The organism is Niastella soli, from assembly GCF_017742245.1.
GTDB lineage: Bacteria > Bacteroidota > Bacteroidia > Chitinophagales > Chitinophagaceae > Niastella > Niastella soli.
The window spans coordinates 364,994-389,486 of sequence record NZ_JAGHKO010000024.1; the positions used below are offsets into that span (position 1 = coordinate 364,994).

Sequence of the window (24,493 nt, forward strand, 5' to 3'; positions counted from 1 at the left end):
GATTAAGGATTTACCAGTTTATATTCATAACGTTTTACTATTTTTCCATTGGTATCTTTGACATTTAGCAGACGGCCAAACGCATCGTACTCATAGTAAGTAATTATCCCTTCAGGCGAGGTCATGGAGGTCATGATACCATAAACAGAAGAATAACTGTAAGTAGTGACCTGTGCCATCGAAGAAGCCAGGTTAGCTCGAACCTTGTCCAGCTCAGTTTTTAGCGCAGCATCGGAGGAAGGATTATCCAGCACGGAAAGATTTATGCCCTGCGTGGCTACTGCATAAGTTTCGCCAATAATTTTAGCTACAGGGAACCGCCCTTTGTAACCCCACAGATACACTTCCCTGAAAGCATTTGTTTTGTATTGTTCTGTCAGATTGCCCCGGTTATCATATCCCGAAAAATTCAGTTCGTTATAGTCAGTTGCCGAGGTATACCCCCTGTATTGCAGCAGTCTTATTTTTCCGGAAGCGTTATTGAAAATATATTTGGCGCCAGCCAGAAATACAGGGTTAGTTCCGTTAGTTTTAATAGAATCTGTAATTTCAATAGGTTGCAGATAGTTGCGGGCTTTCAACGTGTCCTTATTAATTTGTTCACCGCCGGTTAATCCCAAATTAAAGTCACTGACAGCTGTAAATGCATATTTAAAGCTCTGCTCTTTAGTTTGATCATTATTTATTGTTACCTTCTTCTGTTTAAGAAAATAAATGCCCTGGTATTGCTCGTAGCTGTAATTGGTTTTGATAATGGACGAAGTCCCTGGTTGCTGCGGAAAAAAAACAGAATCGATGGTTTGTGCCGGAACGGTAACAGGCAAATAAACACTATAGCTTTGACAATCGGCCAAATCTGCGATACAGTCCAGATTCATATCATTGCATGAACCGGAAGGTTTATTTTCGCCCCAGTCAAACGTATAAAGCCAATACAATTTAAACCGCTTTCCTACCTGTAATGGGGGAGTGCTATAAAGATAAGTGTTCACTGTTTTTTGAAGCAGCGCCCCATCATTTCTATATATCTTTTCCTGGGTAAGTTTGCCGCGGTAATAACTGGCATCACTTCCCGGCACCACAGGAAATGTATTGGATGGCACATCAGCCGCAAAAATAAATTGACGATCTGTCCACCCATTCCCTGTCTCCACGGTCCGCACCTCCGGATACACCACATACGACCCTCCTTCGGATGCCATCGGGTATGCGCTTCCGGGCGGAGATATTTTTACGTAATCACAATTAGTGGTGGGGTTATTTTCCTGAGAAGTGATCTTAACAGGTGACACTAAAAATCCACTGCCCATCGTAGAATCAATAGAATACATTTTATAGTAATAATCCGTCTGATTGGTCTTACCTGTTGAGGGATCGTAATCCTTAAGAGATCTTACACGAACACCGCCTATGTTATACTGCCGCCTTTTCCATGTACCAAAACCGGTATTGATAGTCGAATTATCAGCGGTACCCTCGCTCCAGTTACCCGTAATGCCGCCCATCGTACAGGAAGGCATAGTTACAGTGAGATTTACCTCTGCCCGGTAGTAGCCATTTTTCAAATTACAGGTTCCGTTTGGCTGTCCAGTAAAGGTATAAAGCAACACGCCACCCGTCATCTGTCCTTCAGTGGTGACCTGGTATATCTTAACGTTGTAACTGGTGCCACAATTAAAATTGACGTTATTAAGTGTATAGCCAAACTTCGCCAACCCATAAGTACTATTGATTGTAAATGGTTCTTTTAAACAGGGAACGGAGGTACCCCCATTAACAAAACCCGTCTCCGAAAAATTTTGACTAACCATATAATTGGGATCGGGATGGTAAGTGAAAAAATCCCCCGAAGCTGCAGCTTTGTTCCCTTCATATTCAATCTCCCGGTAACCACCTGTAGGATAGATGATCTTTGTGAGCACATTGGCTTTTGAATACGGCTCGCTGGCGACCCGGTTTGCATAAAAATCCCATATAAAATCACCCCAGCCATTAGAGATGAGGAGATTGGGAATCAGCTCGCTGCCGATATTGGCCTGCCCATTATAAAAACCCCAGGCATCAACGCTGGGACTTAATACACTCGGCAGGTTATTAAGCTGATGATATTCAAATTTATGGGCTATGCTATCCGTTCCTGATGAACCGAACTGTGAAAAGCTTACGAGTTTCCAGCGGTTGCTGCTGAAGCTGGTGCCATAATTAAAAGTATACTTACCCTTATAAGTGCCGAGTGAATCGTATTGTTCAATGTTAACCAATCGTTTGGGCCCGTTGGTAAAATCTGTAGCGTAGCTAAATAATAAATAACCACTATTGGCATCAATACGCGACACAAGATATTCGGTGCCGTCGGTATTAACTGTTCCGCCGTTGCTTGAAAATGAAAAAAGCGGACAGCTCAAACCCGCAGTGGAAAGTGGCCGGGCACTGCCTGCATAAGTAACAAATTGGTTACCACCTGTAGTGTAACTATATCTGATACAGTTTTCACCATTCATGTCATACGCCTCTGTTAAATAATAGGAGATAGAAGAAGGCGCAGAGGGTGATGAACTGCCCCCGCCAGAAGTGTAACTGGAAAAATTAGATATTTTGTAATTACCGGTACCATCTCGTTTTCTGCCATAATAATATTTATTCCCTTTTTCATCGGTAATTATAAAACCACGAAATCCAATACCACCCGGGGCACCCATATTGCTTTCCATGATCGTATCGATCTTAATCCCATCATTGGTCATCTTTACCAGTTCGCCAGTCTCTTTAAAAAAGAATTTTCCGTTATGCCCATTAAAACTGTAAAAGAAAATGTCCGGCTCAAGGTCCAGGAATCCGTTTGCAGCAATATATAAATGTGAATTATTGCCACAGTTAAATGCGGAAGGTTTGGGATTTCCATTAAACATTCCTGTAGACCAGTCATCCGGCTGCCCTCTTACCTGTTGGGTAATACGACCGCCCCCATCGCTTAAATTAAAACCCAGCCCCACACAAGAAGACAATTCCTCCACTTTCAAACCACCTGTTGCGGTATAATTCAATGATAGATCAGCTGATAAAGACCCACTGTTGACATTACACAAAGGGAAATTAATGGGAATGGTTCCGGTAAAAGTTCCTAACGGCCGTTCAAGCACCTTGAACAGGGCAGCTGCGTTGGGTGGAATAGGCTTAGGCTGGGGTAAATTTTGCTGGTATTGGGCCGACAACACAAAAGGAAACAACAATACAAATAAATGGATGGGCCAAGTAAAAGATCGCATGGTAAAGGGTTTATAAATAAATAAAACACCGAAAAGCATTTTTTTTTATTTAGCTACTTGTAACTGACTTATTTTCCTTTTAAGGCCTTCCACTTCTTTATTCAGCGAAATGATATACAAGGTCAGCTCCTCTATTTTCTTTAACAGCGTAGCCTGATTATCACCCACATCCAAAGCATCTTTTTTCACATCCGCAGCCGAAGGCACTTCAGGCAAATGATGATGAAGTTTAATAAATTGTTCTACTTCTGATAGTGGCCTTAAACGGTATGTCGTATGAAAAACATAATCGGGCCAACCCGTCTGTGTAACTTTTACTTTTTTAGAGTAGATGTCACCATTCACCGCGAGTTTTGCCTGGGGATTCACAGTCCCTATACCCACGCTGCCTTTAAAATAGTTAATACCCTCGCCATTTAAAAAGGCCGTATTTTCATAGTACAGGCCCCGGGAATTTACATAATCGTCAATGGCTGTTTTATAGGTAAATGACCAGCCGGTTGGAGCATAGGGAAGCGAATTTTGATTATTATCATATACAGCAGGAGAAACCGCATAATTGGCGTGATAATAGTAGGTAGTGCCTCCGCCGCGCAGCCAGATCACAATGGTTCTAACGGTGCTGCTACCTGAAGCATCTTGCCAGCCTGCAACAAAAGTATTAGGCGTGGTGCTATTAAGCTGATTGAACTGTTTAATGTCGGCATCGATGAATTTGGATTCATGCCCCCAATTGGTGCAATGATACCGGAAACTGGCAATAACAGAACCCCGCCAGCTGGAGTTGGTATGTACACTGGAACGGCCAATAGCCACTTCGGTAGCTGCGCTGCTATCCCAGCCGCCATCATAAAAGGATACCGGATAAAATTTATCCAGGTCGCCATTTACAATAAAACTGCCATTAACCTGAGCGGTTAGCTGTAAAAAAGAAGCCTGTAAAATAATTATAATTAAAAGTGTCCTTCTCATATACGGTATTTAGGAGTTAAGATATTTTCAGATCGTTTATTACTGTTGGGATTTGAGTATTACTGCTATTTATGCTTAAGCTTACTTTATATTATAGCCATACCGGAAAACGAGTGGCTGGGTCCTTGGTAGTTGTGAATAACTTAAATAATCCCAAAGCAGGCTCAAGCTGCCTTTCAACTTTTTACTCACCTGGTATTTTTTGCTGATGCCAACCAGGCCGCTTTGTTGCCATTTATTCAGCCTGTTTAGTTGTTCAATTCGGGTAAACGCGGAGCGATAATTCATCTCATAACCCGCACTTAGCCAACAGGAGCCTTTCAGTTTCCAATCCACAAAACTTCTGGCACCCAGGCCTTCATAACTTACTACTATATGCCTGACACTTTTGCTCCACCCTATATTGCCGGCTATGCCTACGCCGATAACCGATCTGTCATTTAGTTTATAGCCAGCCGAAAGACCTGTTTGCGTAGCTGATGGCAACCAGGCATTGCCGGGGGTGCTTTGCAGGTTGGTGCCCAGCTCCCAACGGTTCCAAAAACTTTTTACGCGTTGTTGGTTGGGGCGAAAATTGGGCAGCTCTCCGTCTGCGCCTCTCCCCATTATATTGATCTTATTTTTAAGCTGTTGTATTTGCGGCTCCGCCTGTTGCAGGTTTGACTGTAAGGCTTGTAAATTATTGGCTCCTGTTGTTTGTTGAATGAGTGAGTTTACTTGTGCGCTGGATTGCAAGCCAGGTAACGCCGGCGTATTTGTATTATAGGAAGAGCCAGTAAACAGGGAGCCGAGAATACTGTACCTTGCCATAAAGTCCTGGAAAGGATTTGTTTTACTAAGCAGGTCAATGACCTTGCGTTCTAATTTATCTGGCTGCTTTAATAAGTCCTTGTATACAGCAATTTGCGCCTGATAGTAATATAATTTTTTATCGTACTGCTTTAATTCCTTTATCATGTTCAGTTTACCCAACCGTTCTTTCAGGTATTGTTGACGGCTATATAAATATTGCTGTATTGATTTGCTTTGCTCAAACCGGTGCTGCATGCTGTTTAGCTGTTCCAGTGATTGGTGGATCATTGAATTATGTGCTAACGCTTTATAATGTTGAAGAAAGCGTATGGCAGTGGTGATCGTATCTAAAAAAGGAATGTAATCGGCCCGCCCGGTAAATTTGCTGGCTTTATTTGTTAGATCGCTTTGTAATGATTGATACTTCGCAACAGATTGGCCGAATAATTGTTTGGCCAGCAGGGGATCTTTTTTGCGCAGCTTCTTTTGTAAACGGCTTTCCTGTTTTGATAGTTGTTTCAGTGCCCGTTCACTGGTATTGATGAGGTGATTTTCAATGCGGGAAGCCTTTTTCTCAAAACTTTCTATAAAGCGAGTGGGTGTTGATAACACCTTATTAAGACTATCCTGAGCGGTTAGCCATTCAGTGTTTGATCAGGCATACCAATAGCATGCCAATAGGATGAAGTCTTTTCATCGATCGGGTAATTAGGGGTATATAAAAATCAGTTTTAGGGTATTGAGGGAGCCTTTACAGAGAACGGACCTAAGTGAAGTATTTGCAAGTGATGCTACTCTCTATAATTAAAACACCGGTGTTTATCAATTGCACTATACCGTTAAAAAATAAATTTTATCACTAAGTGCCTTTGTTTAGTGTTTCATGCATAAACGAACCAGGTTCACCAATAATGGGTGTTTTTCACGTTTTATGGGAGATGAAATTTAAGTATAAGCATTTAAAAGAAGTCCCGACAGACTGCCCCGAACCTGGTTACTATATCCCATATATACCGGACAGCCGATATAATACCGGCTCCGGTAGCATCGACGCCGTAATTTGCCTTAAAATACCCTCAACTATACTTCTGGGATAATTTAAAAAAAACTAAAATAAGGACCAGAATGGCTTCTAATGACGTTACAAGGTGGCAGAAACGGGACTTAGCCGATTTTTAAAAACGGAGCCCAGAAGTACAACGTTTACCCGTGCCGGTAAACCAACTTAACACCGGGGCGATATTCAGGGATGGAACAATTAATGGGTTTAATCAGGGCTCCTTGGTTATCCGGTCCAGCTCCTTTAATACAGTGGGTAACCGGAACTCCCCATGCATGCTTTTGACAAATTCAGCCGCCTGTGGCAGCTCAATACCTACTGAAGTTACGTATAATGGTCTGTCGCTGGTGCCACGGAGCACCGGAATTACCTGTTGTTGATTTTGATGAAAACCAGTTTTGGCAACGCCAATCACTGGTACCTGTTGTTGAATACTTTCATATACATAGGCGCCCAGCCCGGGTTTGCCTGCGTCGTCCAGCACCACAAACCCATCGATCACAATATAACTGATAGTGCTAAGGTCTACGTCTTTAAAGATCTCTAAAATACAAGGCAATTCCCGTTTGTAGAAGGAGCCGGGCTCATATTCCGCCACCTCTTTTATATATTTTAGGATATGTTGTTGCGCAACGGCATCGCCCCAGTTCTGGAACAAAGCGCCAACGGCTTTGGCGGTGTTTTCTTTATAATGAACGTCAATTGCGAGGATCATACTGTTTTCTGTAGGTGCGAATTTACTTTATTGCCGAAAAATAGTGTATAAAAGCAGCATTACAAACTGGAGTTCACCCGTTTTTTTCGTTTATTTACACCCTTCAGGGAATTTAAAACAAGGCATGCATATAACTACTGATAAATTAACCCTGGCCGCTAAAACCGGAGTAAAGTTTGAACCTACTGAATCCATTAAATGGGTAGGGAAACCGAACTTACGCTCATATCTCCTGAATGTGATCAGGGCTTCTATTATGGGGCTTCGTTATTTCGCAGTAGGGATAATAGTTTTGTGTTTTATGGCTTTCCTGTATAAGGCAGACATACCCTGGGACGTCCCGTTATCATTTATTGGTGTAATAGCTGCTTTTTTTATTATCCAGTCTGTCTGGAATTTTTTGAAATACAGGACAACCATTTATGTAATAACAGATCTTAGTATAGTAATACATTGCCCGTTTATTTCAAGGACCAAAGTCATCCACCTTAAAGATATTCGGACAAAAGAATTAAAAAGAACATGCATTGATAAACGACTTAATACCGGAACAATTTCCTTTTACTCAGGCGACACAAGGGAGAATGAAGGATTCACTGAAAAAGTGTATGACCATTTGAATTCAATAGAAGGACCGGGTTTTGTTTATTCGATAATTTGAGACCCATGCATTTAAAATATAAGTCTTGTTTCTGGATGCTTTTAGGTTTATTGGCCATCCAATGCAATACGAATACACCCACTAAAACGAAAACATCCTTTAATAGTAAGGACACAACAACAATTCAGGTTTCCCAAGAAATTGAAGTACCGAAATCGGATACTATAAAGTTTCTAAATGTACAGGACTTAAAGGTAAGCGAACTTATTACCCGCAAGCTCGTTGACACATCCGTTACATCAGAACTGGGTGAAAGGTGCTATCTTGAAAATACCATCGGATTAAATGACAGCATTTATTATACCGTATTTAGTGTTGTCGATAAAGAAGGGGTATGCTCCTATGAATTTGTGGCCAGTTTAAGTACCAAAAGAACAAACGCAATAGCCACCCGGCTTTTGCATCCGGACTGCGACGTTGATTATTCCTGGGACGAATACGATCTTTATGAGCATGCCATAGTTGCCAAAAACAAAATAGAAATAATCAAAAGGACCGTATTCCAAAAAAAGAACAGAACAGAACAAGAAGACACCAACCACGAGGAAATAAAGAAAAGTTATCTCACCATTTCACCAACCGGGAAAATACGAAATACCCAATAACCACATCCTTCTCTTGTACTCATTACTGTATGAAAGAAACAAAGATAATATTACTGACTATCATTTTCTTCCTCCTCATTAATACAGCTTACTTTTGGGAACCAACACAGTGGATCCTTTATTTACTGGTGCTCCTCGTGCTTTTTTACTTTTATTTGGCATTGGTCATAATTTTCTTTCAGCAACTTTTTCTCCTGGTCAAATTTAAATTCAGCAATAGAAAAAAGCTGCTGATTACTGTCAGTTTGCTTTTAGTATTAATAACGACAACCGTGTATCCAAAGGGCCTCATTGACTTCGACCGGCTTTCGGGGAAAGACCTGTTAATTGCTGAGAGGGAAGGGGCTGCCAACTGTATGACAGTGCTTAAACTTAAGAACAATTATACCTTTATTCAAAGAGATGTATGTTTTGGGATCAATGAAATAAAAGGAACTTATGAAATACAGGGTGACACCATCTTATTCAAAGATGTAAAGACAGGCAGAATGTCCGATCATTATTATTCGTATGCGATCGTAAAGCAAACAGCCAGCAGCCTAAACAAAAAATATCCCGGCGAACTGATCCTCTATAAAAGTAAATCAGATCATCCGGACCGGGCACTCGCCATTACAAAAAATGAATTGAACACCCTATTTTAAAGGGTCACCCCACCAAATTTTTAAGATCAAATTTCATTTTCTACTTTTTTTTACTAATTTTCCTCAGCCATACTGTTATTTTTGATATTAGTTCGAATTGATTAGATTGCAAAAACGTATTTTAGCCATATAATAATTCCAATAGGCCCGATGCAAAAACGACTCTTGCTTTTTTCAGCCATTATTATCCTTGCTGCCAGCCTTTCAGCTTTCTGTCAGCATACTGCCAGCACCCAATTTAAATTTATTGATTCCCTTTTTACAAAAGAGCAATACCAGGTAGAATTGCTTGATCTCAGAAAGAAAGGTCCGGCAGAAGTACGGTCAACCGGCTCTGTACAGGTAAACCGCACAGCCAATGTGGTCACCTTTTCAACTCCTGATAAGAACCTGAAATTTCTTGAATCCCTTAAAGTAGATCTCCAGAATGAGATCATCCTGTACATGGATGATACCTTACCATTTTTAGATGAATACGATGCCCCTGCTACCAGTTCTTATGGCGAATGGCATGGGTTTACGTGGTTAAAAAGTTCCTCTTATACTGCCGAAAACGATGTTATAGTCATCGACAAACAAACCATTAAGTCCATACAGGTAGATTTTGGGAAAGTGAAAAACAACAATAAGATCCTGGTACACATAAATTACAAAGAACAGGACCATGGGCACACCAAAGTTCAAAATAACATTGCCTGTTATTTAAATTGACCTGACACGCCAGGTCATTCCCTGTTATTTATTTCCCACCATGCAACCCGTACAGGTGTAAATTCGACATTTAATTAACAACGATCTGATTAACCACGGATTAAAATTAAAACTTTTGTTTTGTGCCGGTCAGATATTTAAAAATTGTTATTTAAATTAGGGTCCTGAAAACGTTTACACTAAAAACGATTGCTTTTGAGTAGTTCCCAAAAACAACCTGCCAGTTTAAAATCGGTCGCTAAAATGGCCGGCGTATCTATTGCTACTGTTTCGAGAGTATTGAATGGGGACCCGGTGGTAAAACCGGAGACCAAACTGGCGGTGGAAAAAGCCATAAAAACGGCTGGCTATCATCCCAATCGCGTTGCCCAGCGTTTACGTAGTTCCTACAAATCGGGAAGGCTTATAGGCCTGGTAATACCAGACATTCGCAACCCCTATTATATCGATGTGATCCGGGGCATTGAAGAATCTGCCTACACCAACGGCTCGGCCGTACTGATCGGGAATTTTTCACAAGATCCCGATAAGGAGAAAATGTATATCAACATTTTAAAATCCGAATCAGTTGACGGTTTTATCATAGCGCCACACCATGGGCACGACAAATATGTGGAAGACCTGATCGAGCAGCACCATGCGGTGGTTTGCATCGATCGCGGGTTGGCAAATTGCAGTACTGACATAGTAAAATCTGACAATGAACGGGGCGCGTTCAATGCGGTGGAACACCTGATCAAATTAGGCCACAAACGCATTGCGCACATTTCAGGAAACCTGTCCATCCCTACCACCCACGAACGTATTGCCGGCTATGTAGCGGCATTGCGTAAATATAATCTACCTGTTGACGATACGCTGATCCGCGGGCGTGCTTCGGACTTCCAAAGTGGCATAGACCTCACAGCGGAACTGCTCGATCTGCCGGAACCGCCTGAAGCCATTTTTACAGCCAACAACCTGCTTACCCTCGGTTCATTGGAAAAGATCCATGAACGGGGCGTGAAGATCCCCGACGAAATAGCCATCGTGGGTTTTGATGACATGTATTGGGCTGCCTCGCTCAATCCGGCGCTCACTGCCGTTCGACAGCACGGTTTTGAGATCGGGAAAAGGGCTATTGAGCTGTTATACCAGCGTATTGAAGACCCGGCGCGGCCTGCAGCCAATGTGATCATCAATACCGAGCTCATGGTCCGACGTTCGTGTGGATTTAAACCGGGTACCCTTTAATACCCTACTATTTTTTCAATCAAGATGTAAACGTTTACAAAAATCTCACTAATATGAAAAAAAACCTTCGGGTTTCTGTTCTGGCACTGGCCTGTATAGGTTATAGCACCGTTACACAGGCACAATATCCTACCATTCCAAAATCAGTGGAAGATTCTGCAGACAGAGTAATGGCAGCAGTAAAGAAAAAGTCGGATGAGGCATGGGCAAAAGCCTTACCTATTATAGAAGCAGATGCAAAAAAAGGAAAACCTTATGTTCCCTGGGCTTCCAAACCTACTGACCTGCCCCAGGCAAAGATCGCAGCCTTTCCCGGCTGTGAAGGTGGCGGCGCTATGAGTTTCGGCGGCCGTGGCGGAAAAGTGATCGTGGTTACCAACCTCAACGACAGCGGTCCCGGTTCATTCCGCGATGCCTGTGAGCAGGGGGGTGCCCGTATTGTAGTTTTTAACGTAGCTGGTATTATACATTTGACAAGTCCGGTTAGCATTCGTGCCCCTTATATTACCATTGCCGGACAAACAGCACCGGGTGATGGAGTTTGTATTGCCGGGGAATCAGTATGGATAGACACCCACGATGTAGTAGTACGTTTTATGCGTTTCCGCCGGGGTGCTACGGAAGTTACCCGCCGTGACGACGCCCTGGGTGGTAATGGGGTAGGGAACATTGTCTTTGACCACGTTTCGGCCAGCTGGGGGCTCGATGAGAATATGAGCATGTACCGTCACGTATACGATAAAGGCGATGGTTCCAAACCCGAGAAATTACCAACCGTGAACATCACTATGTCCAACTGTATTTTCTCGGAAGCGCTCGATACCTATAACCATGCCTTTGGCAGTACCATTGGCGGACACAACAGCGCGTTTATGCGTAACCTGTGGTCGAGCAATATCAGCCGCAGTCCATCGATCGGGATGGATGGCGACTTTAACTTCGCCAACAACGTTGTATACAACTGGTGGAACCGCAGCGCCGATGGTGGTGATGAAAAATCGTTGTTCAACTTTATCAACAACTATTTTAAACCTGGTCCCATTACTCCAAAAGACCAGCCGATCGGTCATCGGATCCTGAAACCGGAATCAAGCCGGGACAAAGAACATCCGAATGATTTCGGCAAAGCCTATGTACACGGTAATATCATGGAAGGCAATGATGCAGTTACCAAAGACAACTGGGCTGGTGGGGTACAGGTACGTGAATTAGCCGATTGCGGCGAGTTCACTTCAAAGATCCGGGTTGACCAGCCATTCCCCATGCCAAAGATCACCATTATGCCGACTCAGCAAGCCTATAACTATGTACTCGAGCATGTGGGTGCCACCCTGCCCAAACGAGATGCGGTTGACGCGCGTATTGTAAAACAGGTGAAAGAAAACAAGATCTATTATACGGAAGGGGGTATTCTAACACACCCCGGTGAAAAATATGTACACCAGCGTTTACCGGTTGATTCTTATAAAAAAGGGATCATCACCGATCCCAGCCAGGTAGGTGGTTATCCTGAATACAAAGGGACGCCGTACAAAGACAGTGACAACGATGGGATGCCTGACGCCTGGGAAATTGCGCATAAGTTAAATCCCAAAGACGCAACAGATGCAGTAAAAGACCACGATGGTGATGGCTATACCAATATCGAAGAGTTTATCAACAGCGTAGTGAAAGATAAAATGTAGTATGAAAAAAAGACCTGTAAGGTCCGCCATCGGGTTTTGAACAATCAGGTGGTTAATGCGGTCCTGACAGGTCTTTTCATATTTTCGACCCAGACCTGTCAGATTCAAACCGCTACTATGGCAAGCTCAGATGATGCACCTTACAGGTCATTATATTAAATTTGGGGTTTACAAAATAATTGGTTCCCCACATGAATGAACTGGAATCCTATATCACTTCATTTTGGAATATTACCGGCACAGACCTTCAACAGGTAGCTTCCTTTTTTCAACCCCAAACCATTCAAAAGGGCGATTTCTATTTAAAGCCTGGTAAAATCTGTAATTCCCTCAGCTTTTTACGCTCAGGGCTCATGCGCGTTTACCTGATCGATGACAATGGCCAGGAAATTACCCAGTGGATAGCAGACAAAGGAGGTTTCATCACCGATCTGGCCGGCATGCTGTTTAATGATGCTTCCCGCTGCTATATCCAGGCGCTGACCGATTGTGACTGTTATACCCTTAACAGGACCGATTATAATGCTCTGGAGAAAACCGTTCCTAAATGGCACCAGCTGGAAAAACTGTTTATAGCACGCTGTTTTATCTTTATGGAACAGCGCGTATTCTCCCTGTTGTCAATGAGCGCAGAGGACCGCTACAAATGGCTATTCAATTACAATCCCTCCCTTTTTAATGAAGTGCCGTTGCAATACCTGGCCTCCATGATGGGGATGTCGCCCGAAACCCTCAGCCGGATCCGGAAAAGAATAAGTTCTTGACATAAGTCAAGCGGTCCCATTTCCTTTTCCATGACATTTGAGTTCTAAATCAAATGACACATGTTTATAGGACACTTCGGCCTGGGAATGGGTTTAAAAAAGACCGCACCCGTGATCTCTCTGGGAACTTTGTTTATTGCAGTACAATTGCTGGACCTCATCTGGCCAACATTTTTGCTGTTACACATAGAAAACGTTACTATACATCCTGAACTCAGCGGCAACCGCATCCTGGAGTTTACCAATTACCCTTATACACACAGCCTGTTAGGCGCTATAGGCTGGTCATTACTGTTTGGCGGCATTTATTACCTGGTAAAAAAGAACCGCAGGAATGCCATTATAATGGCGCTGGCGGTATTCAGTCATTGGGCGCTGGATTTCCTGGTACATTTTGGTGACCTGCCTTTATTGCCAACCAATCATTCAACCCATGTTGGGTTAGGATTGTGGGGTTCACCGGTAGTGGAGATCATTATAGAAGTGATCCTATTTGTGACAGGCATCGTGTTATATCTCCGCAGCGTTCATTTCAAAAATGTATTAGGCAAAATAATTTTTGGCGTACTGATCGCGCTGTTTATTTTGGTACAACTTTCCAGCTTTTGGGGCCCGGCGCCTGAAAGTGAGAACGCCCTGGCCTGGAGTGCCCAGTTCCAATGGTTGTTTGTGTTGCTGGCCTATTGGGTGGACCGCAACACCGTTAAGATCGCCTAAAAATAATTGAGTATACCTGTCCAATCCGGTAAAGTCGATCGTCATTAGTTTTTAAACCTACAATTTATAACTAATGAAAAAAATAATGTTAGTGACATCAGGGCAATGCATGCTGATGTCACTTTTGTTTTTTAGCAGCATGGCGCAGCAACCGGCCGACAAAAACCTGCAGGAAGCTAAAAAGGCAATAGCCGCCAGTAATGAACTGTATTTCCAGGCATTCGCCAAAAACGACTCCGCCTTATTGATCGACCGGTACACAAAAGATTGCTGGATCATGATCCCCCATATGCCCACTCTTTGCGGCCAGGAGGCGCCCCATGAAATATTCAATATAGCCTATAACAAATTTGGCCTCAGGAATGGCCGGTTTATTACGATTGACGTATTTGGCGATGGCATAGAATATGTTACCGAAATAGGTTTTTGGGAAACCTATGGCGCCGACAACCAGCTTTTTGACAATGGCAAATTCCAGGTCCTTTGGAAGAAAACCCCAGCCGGCTGGAAAATGTTCCGGGAATCCTTTAGCAGCGACCGGGCCGTTTCAAAAAAAGTTTCCCAAACCTGTCCAATCCCCGACAATCGATCGTCATTAGTTTTTAACACTGTAAATTATAACTAATGGGACGAGTAATATGCATGATCAACCTCACCGCCGATGGGTTTGCGGATGGTAAATATGTCAATACCGATGCTGAATTTTATGAATTTGTACATGGTTTACTGGCTGAGACCAGCACGGTAGCTTATGGCGCCAATACATTCCAACTGTTCCAGAGCCTTTGGCCCCCCAGACTGGAAGATAAAAACACCCCGGAATACCGGGTAAAGATGGCCAAAGCGTTGCATAACATTCACAAGGCTGTTTATTCATCGACATTGAAAACAACTACCTGGAACAATTCAACAATAGTCACCACGGTAGAGGCAGAAGAGATCAACACCTATAAACAGAAAGACAAAAAGGGGTTGCTTACGATAGGCAGTCTGGGGTTGGTAGCCTCTTTAACAGCCATGGACCTGGTAGATGATTATTACTTCTGCATTCATCCGATCATTGCCGGCAACGGTGAGATCCGGTTGTTCGACAGGGTGAACCTGGACACTACCCGTTCGTTAAAATATGAGGACAGCCAGCAATTAAAAAACGGCACTCATATTATCCATTACACAAGCAACCATTAAATTCGTTCTATCTTCAGTTATAACATTTCAAACAATTAATATTTAAATACAATGAAAGATTTCCTGTTAATATTCAGAACTGATATCGCTGCCATGCCCAAACGTTCACCAGAAGAAATGCAGGCAAACACCAAACGCTGGATGGATTGGATCGGAGGTATTGCTGCACAAAACAAATTAACCGACCGGGGAAACAGGTTGATGCTTACAGGCAAAGTGTTAAACCCCGGGAATGTAATTGCCGACGGACCTTATTCCGAGATAAAAGAATCGATAATTGGGTATAGCATTGTAAAAGCCAATACAGAAGAGGAAGCAACAGAACTGGCAAAAGACTGCCCCATTCTGGCTGCAGGTGGAAATGTAGAAATAAGAGAGATCAGTGTATTGTAATTTGAACCGATGGAGCTGACCTGTAAGAGCCTGCCCCGATTTATCGGGGAACGCATAAACAGTCTGATATTTCAAGACCCGAATGCGTACCTTACAGGTCACCATTTCTTCTATGGAACAAACAGCACTCATACCGCATTTATTCAGGACTGAATACAGAAAAATAGTTTCTGTGCTCTGTAAATTATTTGGCATAGACCATATTGAAATTGCAGAAGACATTGTAAGCGATACGTTTTTGTTAGCATCGGAATTGTGGGGACTGAAAGGACTTCCCGAAAATCCCGCGGCCTGGCTATACACAGTTGCCAAAAACAAAACGAAAGATTATTTAAAACGCAATACGCTGTTTGCCCAAAACATCTCGAAAGAAATAAAATACACCACCACCACTTCAGAAGAAATAGAGATCGATCTGTCGGTAAAAAATATCAATGACAGCCAGTTGGCGATGATGTTTGTGGTTTGCCATCCCTGTAACGCTCCCGAAGCACAAATTGGCCTGGCACTAAACCTGCTTTGCGGTTTTGGGGTCGATGAAATTGCCTCCGCCTTTCTCACCAATAAAACGGTTATCTACAAACGGCTGCAACGGGCAAAAGAAAAACTCAGGATCGAAAAAATAAAAATTGAACAACCAACCACTACAGAGATAAACGACCGCTTACCTGCCGTTTTAATGACATTATACCTCCTTTTTAATGAAGGTTATTATTCCGCCAGTCAGGACATTACCTTGCGTAAAGACCTCTGTCTGGAAGCAATGAGGCTAACCTATATGCTTATTGAAAATGAGCAATTGAACAAACCGGCAGCCAATGCCTTGCTTTCCCTGATGTGTTTCCATTCCTCAAGATTTGACTCAAGATTAAACCAGCAGGGAGAAATAGTTTTATACCAGGACCAGGATACCGCCCGATGGAACCAGGAACTGATTGAAAAGGGAGAGTATTTTTTAAACCAGGCCTCGGAGGGGGATACCCTTTCAAAATACCACCTGGAAGCGGGTATCGCTTACTGGCATACGATCAAAGCCGATACAGTCAATAAATGGGAGAATATTTTACAGCTATACAATCACCTGTTGCTTATTGAATATTCACCCATTGCCGCATTGAACAGAACATACGCGCTTGCCAAAGCACGTACTAAAAAGGAAGCGATCATAGAAGCAGAAAAGATAAACTTAACAGGCAATCATTTATACCATTCCCTTTTGGGTGAATTATACATGAGTATCGACAACACAAAAGCTATTGCACATTTTAATAATGCATTGACACTGACTCACTCAACAGCCGATAAGACACTCATTAACAAAAAGATACAACTTTGTGAACAACCAATAAAATAACGTATCTTTAGTAGGTAACAATAAGTTCATGACTAATAAACTAATATATTGGATCCCAGTAATTGGCGCCTTCTTTAGTTTAGCTAATTATGAAAAGGAAACTGATCTTGGTGAATGGTGGAGTTATTATCAGGCCTTAACGATCATTGCAACAATCTGGATAATATCGTTCATCATGTTTTGGAGATAATACTATAGAGCCATATGGGAAATGTAACCAGCCCTAAACGTATTTACAATTGAAGCAGGAGTAAGAACAGTAACTTCCATTTTATCTGGCTTGACAATACCGGCATCATAACCTGCAGCTGTCCATGCGTACAACTGATCGCCTTTTATTAAAAAAGGCATTTCATCAAGCAATATGAATGTACCATCGGGCAACTGATCGAGATCACTTTGATATGTCCGTTTGGACTTATCAGCGCCCAGGCGTTCCCGGTGCAGGACAGCATCAATTTCCGCAATACTGGTTTTCTCATTGAAATGATAATCGGGATTCCCCAACAGCCAGTATTTCTTAAACCGCAAATGATCTTCCCGTCTGCATTCTTTACAAGGCCGGTGACCTGCTGAAAAAGCAGTGGCTTCATCCAGAAAGAACAATTCGGTATATAGACCAGGCGACATTACAACCCGTTTCCGGGCCTTAAATGCCAACACACAGGTTATCCAGGCCATTAACCGAAAGGGTCTTACGATCTCCTGCTGATCGTTGTGCAGCAGGCCACGATTACCCATCCAGGCGCCTCGGGCCGGCGTTCTTATAATTTCCCCCAATGGATCTACCCGGTTTTGTAGCATACTACCTGATTTTTCAATATGTTTACTTCGAATATAGTTAAAACAAAAATGCAATTAAAGTACGTAAAGCGCTTTTCTGGCGATATCTGGAATGTAACTAATAAAAATCATACATCATTGGGGCTTTGGCGTTCGAATGAAACCACCTTTACTGTTACTCAGGACGGGGAATACAGTTCTCTTTTAACTGGCGGAATCTATTCTATAGTAGATAACAGGTATAAAAAAATCTTCCGTCAGTTACCTGACCAGGTTACTATTCAAAAAATAAAAATAGTAGACCGTCAGTTTCAAACAAGGGTAACCAATTACATTGAACTTATTATTAAAAACAAGATCGATATCCATTCTATTCATACAGAAAATTATAATGGACCCAAGGTATGGCATTACAACGGCCATATATTCGTATCAGGTGAATTAAAAGATAAGTTAATCAAGGTTGGAGGCGACAAACTTGAATTCAACCAAGGATTTTCCCGATTTGGTTAGGCATACGAACTTTTATTTTAAAAAAATGAAACAACTACTCACCCTCATTTTAGTATTATCCAGCATTCACCTTACAGCGCAAACAAAAGCAGATGCCATTATTGGTACCTGGCTTACCGGCGGAAAAGAGTCAGCAAAGATCAATGTATACAAACAGGGGAAGGTTTATTACGGAAAAATAGTCTGGTTGAAAAATCCAACAGCTAATGGCGTTGCCCGGTTAGACAGCAAAAACCCGGATGAAACAAAACGCAACCGGGAAATCATCGGGTTGGTGATCCTGAATAATTTCAGGTTTGAAACTGATGAATGGAGTGGGGGTAAAATTTATGACCCGGAAAGCGGCAATACCTATAGTTGCAACATCTCATTAAAAGATAACAATATCCTGAAAGTAAGGGGCTATATCGGTATCTCCTTATTAGGAAGAACGGAAACTTGGACACGCACCTCCTTGTAGCGATTACTCCACAAACGCATGTTTATCCCATAATGATCGTCTGATGTGGTTAAGTTCCGGTTAAAACATTTAACCTGGCACGGCTATTATATAGAATTGTAATAATATTACGGGTTTAAACCGTCATTACCTAAATTGCCGACTTTTGATACAAAAGCTGATATTATTGTTACTGGTGATAGTGTTGGTTCATAAAAATTTCGCTCAGATCCCTGAATTAGAAAAACAGCCTCCTCAAAATCCCTCTGACAGTATTCCAGCCAAGGCCCCTGAAAAAGATATGGGTGATGTGTTTAATCACCTGTTTCACCGGCACGCACCTGTATTGCCAGATACTGGATTGAAAAAAGATACCCGCAAACATTTTTCAATTGTGCCAGCTGTTGGCTATACCCTGCAAACAGGATTTGCCGGCATCATAAGCGCCAATATGGCCTGGTATACCGATACGGCAAAAGACACCAAGATCTCCAGCATCACTACCAATCTTACTTATTCGCAAAAGAAACAGGTACTCATTCCCTTCCAGATAAACAGCTGGACAAAAGGCAACCGCTATAATATTATTACCGATTTCAGGTTTATCAAATATCCTTCGGTCATTTATGGCCTGGGCGGCGAAGCGGACCCCAATCAGGGTATCACTATAGATTACTCAGCCATTAAAGTGCACCAGACGGTGATGAAAGCATTGGGTCATAACTTTTATGTTGGTCTGGGCTATTATTTTGATAAGCTCTGGAACATCAAGCCCATTGATTCGTTATCTGACAATCTAAAGGACCAGTTGACCAATAAATTAGGTACAACAGAAACCGCATCCGGGGTTGTATTTCGTTTGTTATATGACACCCGGCTTAATCAGATCAATCCCCAACAAGGCCTCTATTTCAACGTTGCTTACCGCTACAATCCCAAAGCATTTGGAAGCGACAGCACCTGGCACTCAGTGTTGATCGATGCCCGGAAATATCTTCATTTTCCTCAAAACTCGAAGAATGTATTGGCTTTTTGGTGGATGGAATGGTTTGTAACTGGCGGCACTTCTCCCTATTTATTGATGCCCAGCACGGGCTGGGATGATACTTATAACACCGGCCGTGGCTATATCCAGGGTCGCTTCAGGGGAAAGACCATGTCCTATTTTGAGACCGAATATCGCTTCGGCATTACCAACAATGGTTTAATTGGCGGTGTTGCATTCATAAACCTGCAACATTTTTCTGACGATATCTCTTCAGCCTATAACAAAGTATTTCCCGGGTATGGGGTTGGTTTGCGGATAAAGCTCAACAAAGTTTCCGGCGCCAATTTATGTATAGACTACGGCTTTGGTCAAAACGGCTCCCGCGGATTCTTTGTAAACCTGGGCGAATTATTTTAAAGGGTAATGATCACTTTTCCAAATGCCTGACCCGATTTAAACCGGTGGAAAGCATCCTGTATCTTTTCCATTGGGAAAACACTATCAATAACCGGCTTCAGGTCATTCTTTTCAATAGCATTCACCAGCCCTTGCAGTTCCTGTGCATTCCCAACTGAATACGCTTGCAAACGCACATAGTTTGTGATCAACGGGATCAGATCGATGGTCAGTTTGGTTCCGGTCATTAAACCGATCAACCCGACAAAGCCATGCTGTTTTACAGCAAGAATACTTTGTTCAATAGTGTCCGGTCCGGCTACATCCAATGTAACATCTACACCAATACCACTATTCAACCGCTTAACTTCATTACTCCAGCCGGGGAAATCTTTATAATTGATCACTTCATCGGCGCCCAGTGCTTTCAACCTCTTTTCTTTTTCCTTGCTACCGGTAGTAGCAATAACTTTTAAGCCGAATAATTTCGCTATTTGCAAGGCAAACAGCGAAACACCACCGCTGCCCTGCACCAATATAGTTTGTCCGGCCCTGATATTTGCCTGCTCAACGAGGATAGTCCATACTGTTAACCCGGCAATAGATAGGGGAGCCGCTTCTTCATCAGTAAGATTATTAGGCGTACTCACCAGCGTATTTTCAGGTTGAATGGTATATTCAGCCAACAACCCCGGGCGGGAAAAACCGGTACGCCATTGATCGTTATAGGGGGTATTGTTCCCTGCTTCCCAGCGGGCAATAAAGGGAATAATAACCCGGTCGCCTTTTTTCCAACGCGTTACTTTACTACCCACATTTTCTACTATACCAACTCCTTCCGTAACCGGAATATGAGGAAGCGGAATGCCAAAAGGTATCCGGTTCTCTACCACAATGAGGTCATGAAACTCAAGCGCCACGGCTGTCGTTCTTACCAGCACTTCATTTTCCCCTACGGTTGGCATAGGTATGTCTCTTAATTGTAAGTGCTCGATACCGTGTTGTTCCAGCAAAATAGCTTTCATTATGTAAAAGTTAAGGAACAAAAGTATTGTCTAATTTAATGGAGCAGGGAGGGCTATCTGGACTTTATGAAAGGGCTATTTAGACAGGCGTTTATTGTAAATAATTGAAAAAATGCAGGCAGATTGATAAAACCTGAAGAAGAATAGCGTATAATAGCAGCGGCCTGCTTAACTAAAGCAAAACTAATGCAACTAATACACACAATTGAGATACCCCCCTATAACCTGGCTAATGAGAAATATGACATGCCCAATGGGAGCCATTATGAATTACCAGAAGAATGGTATCAATACTGGAAAAATTGTCTTTCTGAAAAAAACCTCGGGCGTTTAGAACCCATTAGAAAAACATCTCACCTGGTTAATATTGAAACAATCAATGACGACGAACTGGAAGAAATATTAATGCTTAAGCTTAATGACATGGAATCGCCAATTGAAGATGCATACAAAATGGATGGGGGAATAGCTTTAAAAGAAAACACCAAACTATATATAGAACCGCAATGCTGTGGTGATGTTGGGAACATTTTGGGGTGGGAAGAGATTTCCGGTTCGGACGAAAACCAATGGCATCATCTATGGATCGGGCATCCCCTGGTTTATTACAGAAGAATGAATGGAAGTGTTGAATTTTCAACTTACGTTGAGCCAGGTCCTTCAGCTGGTATAGATTTTGAGGTAATGGTCTCTATTTCTGAACAAGAACTGAAAACAGAATTAATAAAAATAAGAAAATTGCACAATGAGTTTGAGCACAGGATCCGGAAAACCCTTGATAAAATGGGAGTAGCTCATAGTGAAGAGATCTCAAAAATAATGACGGGTAACGAATAGCATTATTCCTTTATCCCCGGAGATAGGAGGGGCAGATTGAATCTTTAGAATTATTGCTAGCTTTACACCATGAAGCATGTATTTGTTACCCTGATAGCCTGCATACTGTTTTGTAATCTTTCATTTACCCAAACTTCTTTCAAAGTCATTCCACTAGGAGTAAAAGGCGGTATAGACGAAAGCAACCTGTCGGCATACATGATCGCACCGCAAGGCAGTGATGCTTTTGTATGCCTCGACGCCGGCACCTTGCATCATGGGATTGAAAAGGCCATCCAGGCAAAATTATTAACCGGCAATGCCACCGACGTATTGAAGAAATACATAAAGGGCTATCTCATTTCGCATGCACACCTCGATCACCTGGCGGGCATGGTCATCAATTCGCCGGATGATAGTACCAAGGCCATTTATGGGCTTGACTATTGTTTAGGCATACTAAAAGACAAATATTTCACCTGGAAAAGCTGGGCCAACTTTGCCAATGAAGGAGATAAACCAGCCCTGGGTAAATATCATTATACTACACTTACACCAGGTACCGAAACACCGTTGGAAAATACCACTATGCAGGTAACGGCTTTCCCGCTCAGTCATTCCAATCCCTATGAAAGTACAGCATTCCTGGTGCGGCATAATGAAGCATATGTATTGTACCTCGGCGATACTGGCGCTGATTCGGTAGAGCGCTCCGATAAAATGTACCAGTTATGGCAACAGGTAGCGCCTTTATTGAAAGCTAAAAAATTAAAAGCGCTGTTTATTGAAGTTTCGTTCCCGAATGAACAGGCAGATAAACAATTATTCGGGCATCTCACACCTCACTGGCTTATGTCCGAATTGCAAGCACTGGCATCGCTCGCCGGCACAGAAACTTTGAATAATTTTCCAGTAGTGATCACACATATTAAACCCGGCGGCAACAGGGAACAAATGATCCATACGCAACTAAAAGCATATAATCCATTGCATATAAAAATGATCTTTCCTGAGCAGGCAAAACTGCTGACCTTTTGAGAAGATACTATGGCTTAAGCAAGCCATTTTTCACGGCATACATCACTAACCCGACCCGGGTCTTTTCATTGATAAAGGCAGAGATAAGCTGAACCGTTACCGAGTTGACAAGCTATCTCTGCCTTTTCCCCTTCGGTCGCCGTAGCTTTAGCGAAGGCGAACCATTGCCTTAAAAATAAATCCCAGGCACCAGCTCATCAAACAATGTTGCGTGCACGGGCTTCCAACCTACTATTGCACGGGTTTGCTCACTCGAAGCCGGGCACCCCATTGAAGCAAAATGCTTGAACCAGCCAAAATGGGCTTCTGCATCCGTCCCCTCTTTACTTGCAACAGGAAGCTGTAATCCATTCGCAATAACGGTAGCGATCTGCTTAAAGGGAATACCTTCTTCAGCTACGGCATGATACACTTTTTGTGCAGGCTGTTGTTCTACGATCAGGCGGTATAAAACGGCCGCATCTAACCGATGAACGGCTGGCCAGTGATTATTACCATCCCCAATATAAACAGATTGGCCTTTTTCTTTGGCGATGCTAATCAGGTAGGGAACAAAACCATGATCACCGGCTGCATGTACTGTAGGCGGTAATCTTACGATGTACGTATTTACACCTTGTTCATTTACAGCAAGGGCAGCTTCTTCTGTAGCTACACGCGGATTAGCGCTGGAGCCGTCAGGTCTGTCGTTTTCAGATACCAGGCGACCATAGTTTAACAGGCCTATACCTGAGGTAATAACCAATGGCTTATTAGTTCCGACTAAGGCCATACCTAATGCCTGTATCACCTTACGGTCATGTTCGCAACTGGTTTTAAAACGGGTAAAATCATGATTAAAGGCAGTATGAATAACCGCATCACATTGAGCAGCGCCTTTTTGTAAGCTCTCCAGGTCTTCGATGTTGCCCAGATAAGGTTCTGCACCAGATTTGCTCACTGCTTCGGCAGCACTGTCAGACCGTACCAGTCCCAGCACCTGGTGGCCAGCCTGCAAGAGTTCTTTAACGATTGCGGAGCCTACAAAACCGGAAGCTCCTGTAACAAATACTCGCATAAATGATTGACTTGATTTTATGGATACAAAATTCAGTCAACCTATTTGGGAAAATGTGGTCATTTGACCATAATTCAATCAACGACGTACCTGTGCGTGCCGGAGGCGGGTGAGGGTTTTCAGTGAAATGCCCAAATAAGCGGCAATCATGTGCAAAGGAAGACGTGCCAGCAGGTCGGGATAGCTGCGTACAAAATCTTCATATTTTTCTTCCGGTGTTGAACTAAGGGTGGTAAAAAGCCGCTGCCGGTTGTTGAAATGGCTGCTGGCAACCAATTGTCCAGACAGCATGTTCAGTTCGGGGATCTCCTGTAAAAGGCGATCAAAATCGGGTTTGGCCCAGAGTAATACCTCACTTCGTTCTACTGTAGCAATGGTAAATTGTGAAGGCGATTGCTGATGATAACTTTGAGGATCCACCGCCCAATTGTTTTCCGGGGCAAAGTGTAAAATATGTTCGCTGCCATCTGCGCCAATACCATAAATGCGCAACAGTCCTTTTACTATAAACACTTTATGCCGGCATATCTGTCCCTGTTGCAACAGCGTTTCATTCCGCTGCAGGGAAATAGCTTTTGCTGCCGAAACGATCTGTTCAATAGCGGCATCATCCAGGGAAATTCGCGAGCGTATATAGGTATCAAATCCGGTGGTCATATTCCCTTCAAAATTAAGAAA

General features: G+C 42.8%; 25 protein-coding genes. 17 read left to right on the forward strand and 8 right to left on the reverse strand.

The window, feature by feature from the left end:
• Positions 1 to 2: 2 nt before the first annotated feature.
• From J7I42_RS34320 to J7I42_RS34335, 4 genes are all read right to left on the reverse strand, one after another.
• The gene (locus J7I42_RS34320; RefSeq protein ID WP_209144949.1) at positions 3 to 3,266 is read right to left on the reverse strand and encodes an RHS repeat domain-containing protein; all 3,264 of its coding nucleotides are present in this window, start codon (positions 3,264 to 3,266) and stop codon (positions 3 to 5) included.
• 45 nt (positions 3,267 to 3,311) lie between these two features.
• Complete coding sequence (locus J7I42_RS34325) at positions 3,312 to 4,238, reverse strand: hypothetical protein (RefSeq protein ID WP_209144951.1); 927 nt, start codon at positions 4,236 to 4,238, stop codon at positions 3,312 to 3,314.
• 81 nt (positions 4,239 to 4,319) lie between these two features.
• Positions 4,320 to 5,642: a hypothetical protein gene (locus tag J7I42_RS34330; protein ID WP_209144953.1), complete on the reverse strand. Its 1,323-nt coding sequence runs from the start codon at positions 5,640 to 5,642 to the stop codon at positions 4,320 to 4,322.
• A gap of 659 nt (positions 5,643 to 6,301) precedes the next feature.
• The gene (locus tag J7I42_RS34335; protein WP_209144955.1) at positions 6,302 to 6,805 is read right to left on the reverse strand and encodes an endonuclease V; all 504 of its coding nucleotides are present in this window, start codon (positions 6,803 to 6,805) and stop codon (positions 6,302 to 6,304) included.
• A gap of 124 nt (positions 6,806 to 6,929) precedes the next feature.
• Between J7I42_RS34335 and J7I42_RS34340 the strand changes: the two genes are divergently transcribed.
• The 12 genes from J7I42_RS34340 to J7I42_RS34395 all read left to right on the forward strand — a co-directional run bounded on the left by J7I42_RS34340 (position 6,930) and on the right by J7I42_RS34395 (position 16,760).
• Positions 6,930 to 7,466, forward strand: a complete 537-nt coding sequence (locus tag J7I42_RS34340) for a PH domain-containing protein (RefSeq protein ID WP_209144957.1) — start codon at positions 6,930 to 6,932, stop codon at positions 7,464 to 7,466.
• A 5-nt stretch (positions 7,467 to 7,471) separates the two neighbouring features.
• Positions 7,472 to 8,071, forward strand: a complete 600-nt coding sequence (locus J7I42_RS34345) for a hypothetical protein (RefSeq protein WP_209144959.1) — start codon at positions 7,472 to 7,474, stop codon at positions 8,069 to 8,071.
• 272 nt (positions 8,072 to 8,343) lie between these two features.
• Entirely contained in the window at positions 8,344 to 8,715 is a 372-nt protein-coding gene (locus J7I42_RS34350) for a hypothetical protein (RefSeq protein WP_209144961.1), read from the forward strand.
• A gap of 150 nt (positions 8,716 to 8,865) precedes the next feature.
• Complete coding sequence (locus tag J7I42_RS34355) at positions 8,866 to 9,426, forward strand: hypothetical protein (RefSeq protein ID WP_209144963.1); 561 nt, start codon at positions 8,866 to 8,868, stop codon at positions 9,424 to 9,426.
• 195 nt (positions 9,427 to 9,621) lie between these two features.
• The gene (locus J7I42_RS34360; protein WP_209144965.1) at positions 9,622 to 10,659 is read left to right on the forward strand and encodes a LacI family DNA-binding transcriptional regulator; all 1,038 of its coding nucleotides are present in this window, start codon (positions 9,622 to 9,624) and stop codon (positions 10,657 to 10,659) included.
• A gap of 53 nt (positions 10,660 to 10,712) precedes the next feature.
• Positions 10,713 to 12,344, forward strand: a complete 1,632-nt coding sequence (locus J7I42_RS34365; protein WP_209144967.1) for a pectate lyase family protein — start codon at positions 10,713 to 10,715, stop codon at positions 12,342 to 12,344.
• A 191-nt stretch (positions 12,345 to 12,535) separates the two neighbouring features.
• Positions 12,536 to 13,108, forward strand: a complete 573-nt coding sequence (locus tag J7I42_RS34370; RefSeq protein ID WP_209144969.1) for a Crp/Fnr family transcriptional regulator — start codon at positions 12,536 to 12,538, stop codon at positions 13,106 to 13,108.
• A 60-nt stretch (positions 13,109 to 13,168) separates the two neighbouring features.
• A complete protein-coding gene (locus tag J7I42_RS34375; RefSeq protein ID WP_209144971.1) occupies positions 13,169 to 13,825 on the forward strand; it encodes a metal-dependent hydrolase in 657 nt (218 codons plus the stop codon).
• Positions 13,826 to 13,898: 73 nt separating this feature from the next.
• Complete coding sequence (locus tag J7I42_RS34380; RefSeq protein ID WP_209144973.1) at positions 13,899 to 14,450, forward strand: nuclear transport factor 2 family protein; 552 nt, start codon at positions 13,899 to 13,901, stop codon at positions 14,448 to 14,450.
• Complete coding sequence (locus J7I42_RS34385) at positions 14,450 to 15,013, forward strand: dihydrofolate reductase family protein (RefSeq protein ID WP_209144975.1); 564 nt, start codon at positions 14,450 to 14,452, stop codon at positions 15,011 to 15,013. Before J7I42_RS34380 ends, J7I42_RS34385 begins: the two co-directional genes overlap by 1 nt.
• A 51-nt stretch (positions 15,014 to 15,064) precedes the next feature.
• On the forward strand, positions 15,065 to 15,406 hold the full coding sequence (locus tag J7I42_RS34390) for a YciI family protein (RefSeq protein ID WP_209144977.1): 342 nt from the start codon (positions 15,065 to 15,067) through the stop codon (positions 15,404 to 15,406).
• Positions 15,407 to 15,488: 82 nt separating this feature from the next.
• Positions 15,489 to 16,760 (forward strand): RNA polymerase sigma factor, encoded by a 1,272-nt coding sequence (locus J7I42_RS34395; RefSeq protein WP_209144979.1) that lies wholly within the window; start codon positions 15,489 to 15,491, stop codon positions 16,758 to 16,760.
• A 192-nt stretch (positions 16,761 to 16,952) separates the two neighbouring features.
• Here J7I42_RS34395 and J7I42_RS34400 read toward each other — a convergent pair whose 3' ends face one another.
• Positions 16,953 to 17,564 (reverse strand): hypothetical protein, encoded by a 612-nt coding sequence (locus J7I42_RS34400; protein ID WP_209144981.1) that lies wholly within the window; start codon positions 17,562 to 17,564, stop codon positions 16,953 to 16,955.
• A gap of 48 nt (positions 17,565 to 17,612) precedes the next feature.
• Here J7I42_RS34400 and J7I42_RS34405 point away from each other — a divergent pair, with 48 nt between their 5' ends.
• The 3 genes from J7I42_RS34405 (at position 17,613) to J7I42_RS34415 (ending at position 19,900) form a co-directional block, all read left to right on the forward strand.
• Positions 17,613 to 18,056, forward strand: a complete 444-nt coding sequence (locus J7I42_RS34405; protein WP_209144983.1) for a hypothetical protein — start codon at positions 17,613 to 17,615, stop codon at positions 18,054 to 18,056.
• A 25-nt stretch (positions 18,057 to 18,081) separates the two neighbouring features.
• On the forward strand, positions 18,082 to 18,516 hold the full coding sequence (locus J7I42_RS34410) for a DUF2147 domain-containing protein (protein WP_209144985.1): 435 nt from the start codon (positions 18,082 to 18,084) through the stop codon (positions 18,514 to 18,516).
• A gap of 145 nt (positions 18,517 to 18,661) precedes the next feature.
• Complete coding sequence (locus J7I42_RS34415) at positions 18,662 to 19,900, forward strand: BamA/TamA family outer membrane protein (protein ID WP_209144987.1); 1,239 nt, start codon at positions 18,662 to 18,664, stop codon at positions 19,898 to 19,900.
• On the opposite strand, the gene J7I42_RS34420 is transcribed toward J7I42_RS34415, so the two are convergent.
• Positions 19,897 to 20,904, reverse strand: a complete 1,008-nt coding sequence (locus J7I42_RS34420; RefSeq protein ID WP_209144989.1) for a zinc-dependent alcohol dehydrogenase family protein — start codon at positions 20,902 to 20,904, stop codon at positions 19,897 to 19,899. The genes J7I42_RS34415 and J7I42_RS34420 overlap by 4 nt on opposite strands.
• A 186-nt stretch (positions 20,905 to 21,090) precedes the next feature.
• Between J7I42_RS34420 and J7I42_RS34425 the strand changes: the two genes are divergently transcribed.
• Together J7I42_RS34425 and J7I42_RS34430 are read left to right on the forward strand one after the other, a co-directional pair.
• The gene (locus J7I42_RS34425) at positions 21,091 to 21,741 is read left to right on the forward strand and encodes a hypothetical protein (protein WP_209144991.1); all 651 of its coding nucleotides are present in this window, start codon (positions 21,091 to 21,093) and stop codon (positions 21,739 to 21,741) included.
• 69 nt (positions 21,742 to 21,810) lie between these two features.
• Positions 21,811 to 22,758 (forward strand): MBL fold metallo-hydrolase, encoded by a 948-nt coding sequence (locus J7I42_RS34430; RefSeq protein ID WP_209144993.1) that lies wholly within the window; start codon positions 21,811 to 21,813, stop codon positions 22,756 to 22,758.
• 169 nt (positions 22,759 to 22,927) lie between these two features.
• Here J7I42_RS34430 and J7I42_RS34435 read toward each other — a convergent pair whose 3' ends face one another.
• Both J7I42_RS34435 and J7I42_RS34440 read right to left on the reverse strand, forming a co-directional pair.
• On the reverse strand, positions 22,928 to 23,815 hold the full coding sequence (locus J7I42_RS34435) for an SDR family oxidoreductase (RefSeq protein ID WP_209144995.1): 888 nt from the start codon (positions 23,813 to 23,815) through the stop codon (positions 22,928 to 22,930).
• 78 nt (positions 23,816 to 23,893) lie between these two features.
• Positions 23,894 to 24,472, reverse strand: coding sequence for a Crp/Fnr family transcriptional regulator (locus J7I42_RS34440; protein WP_209144997.1), 579 nt, complete (start codon positions 24,470 to 24,472; stop codon positions 23,894 to 23,896).
• Positions 24,473 to 24,493: the final 21 nt, after the last annotated feature.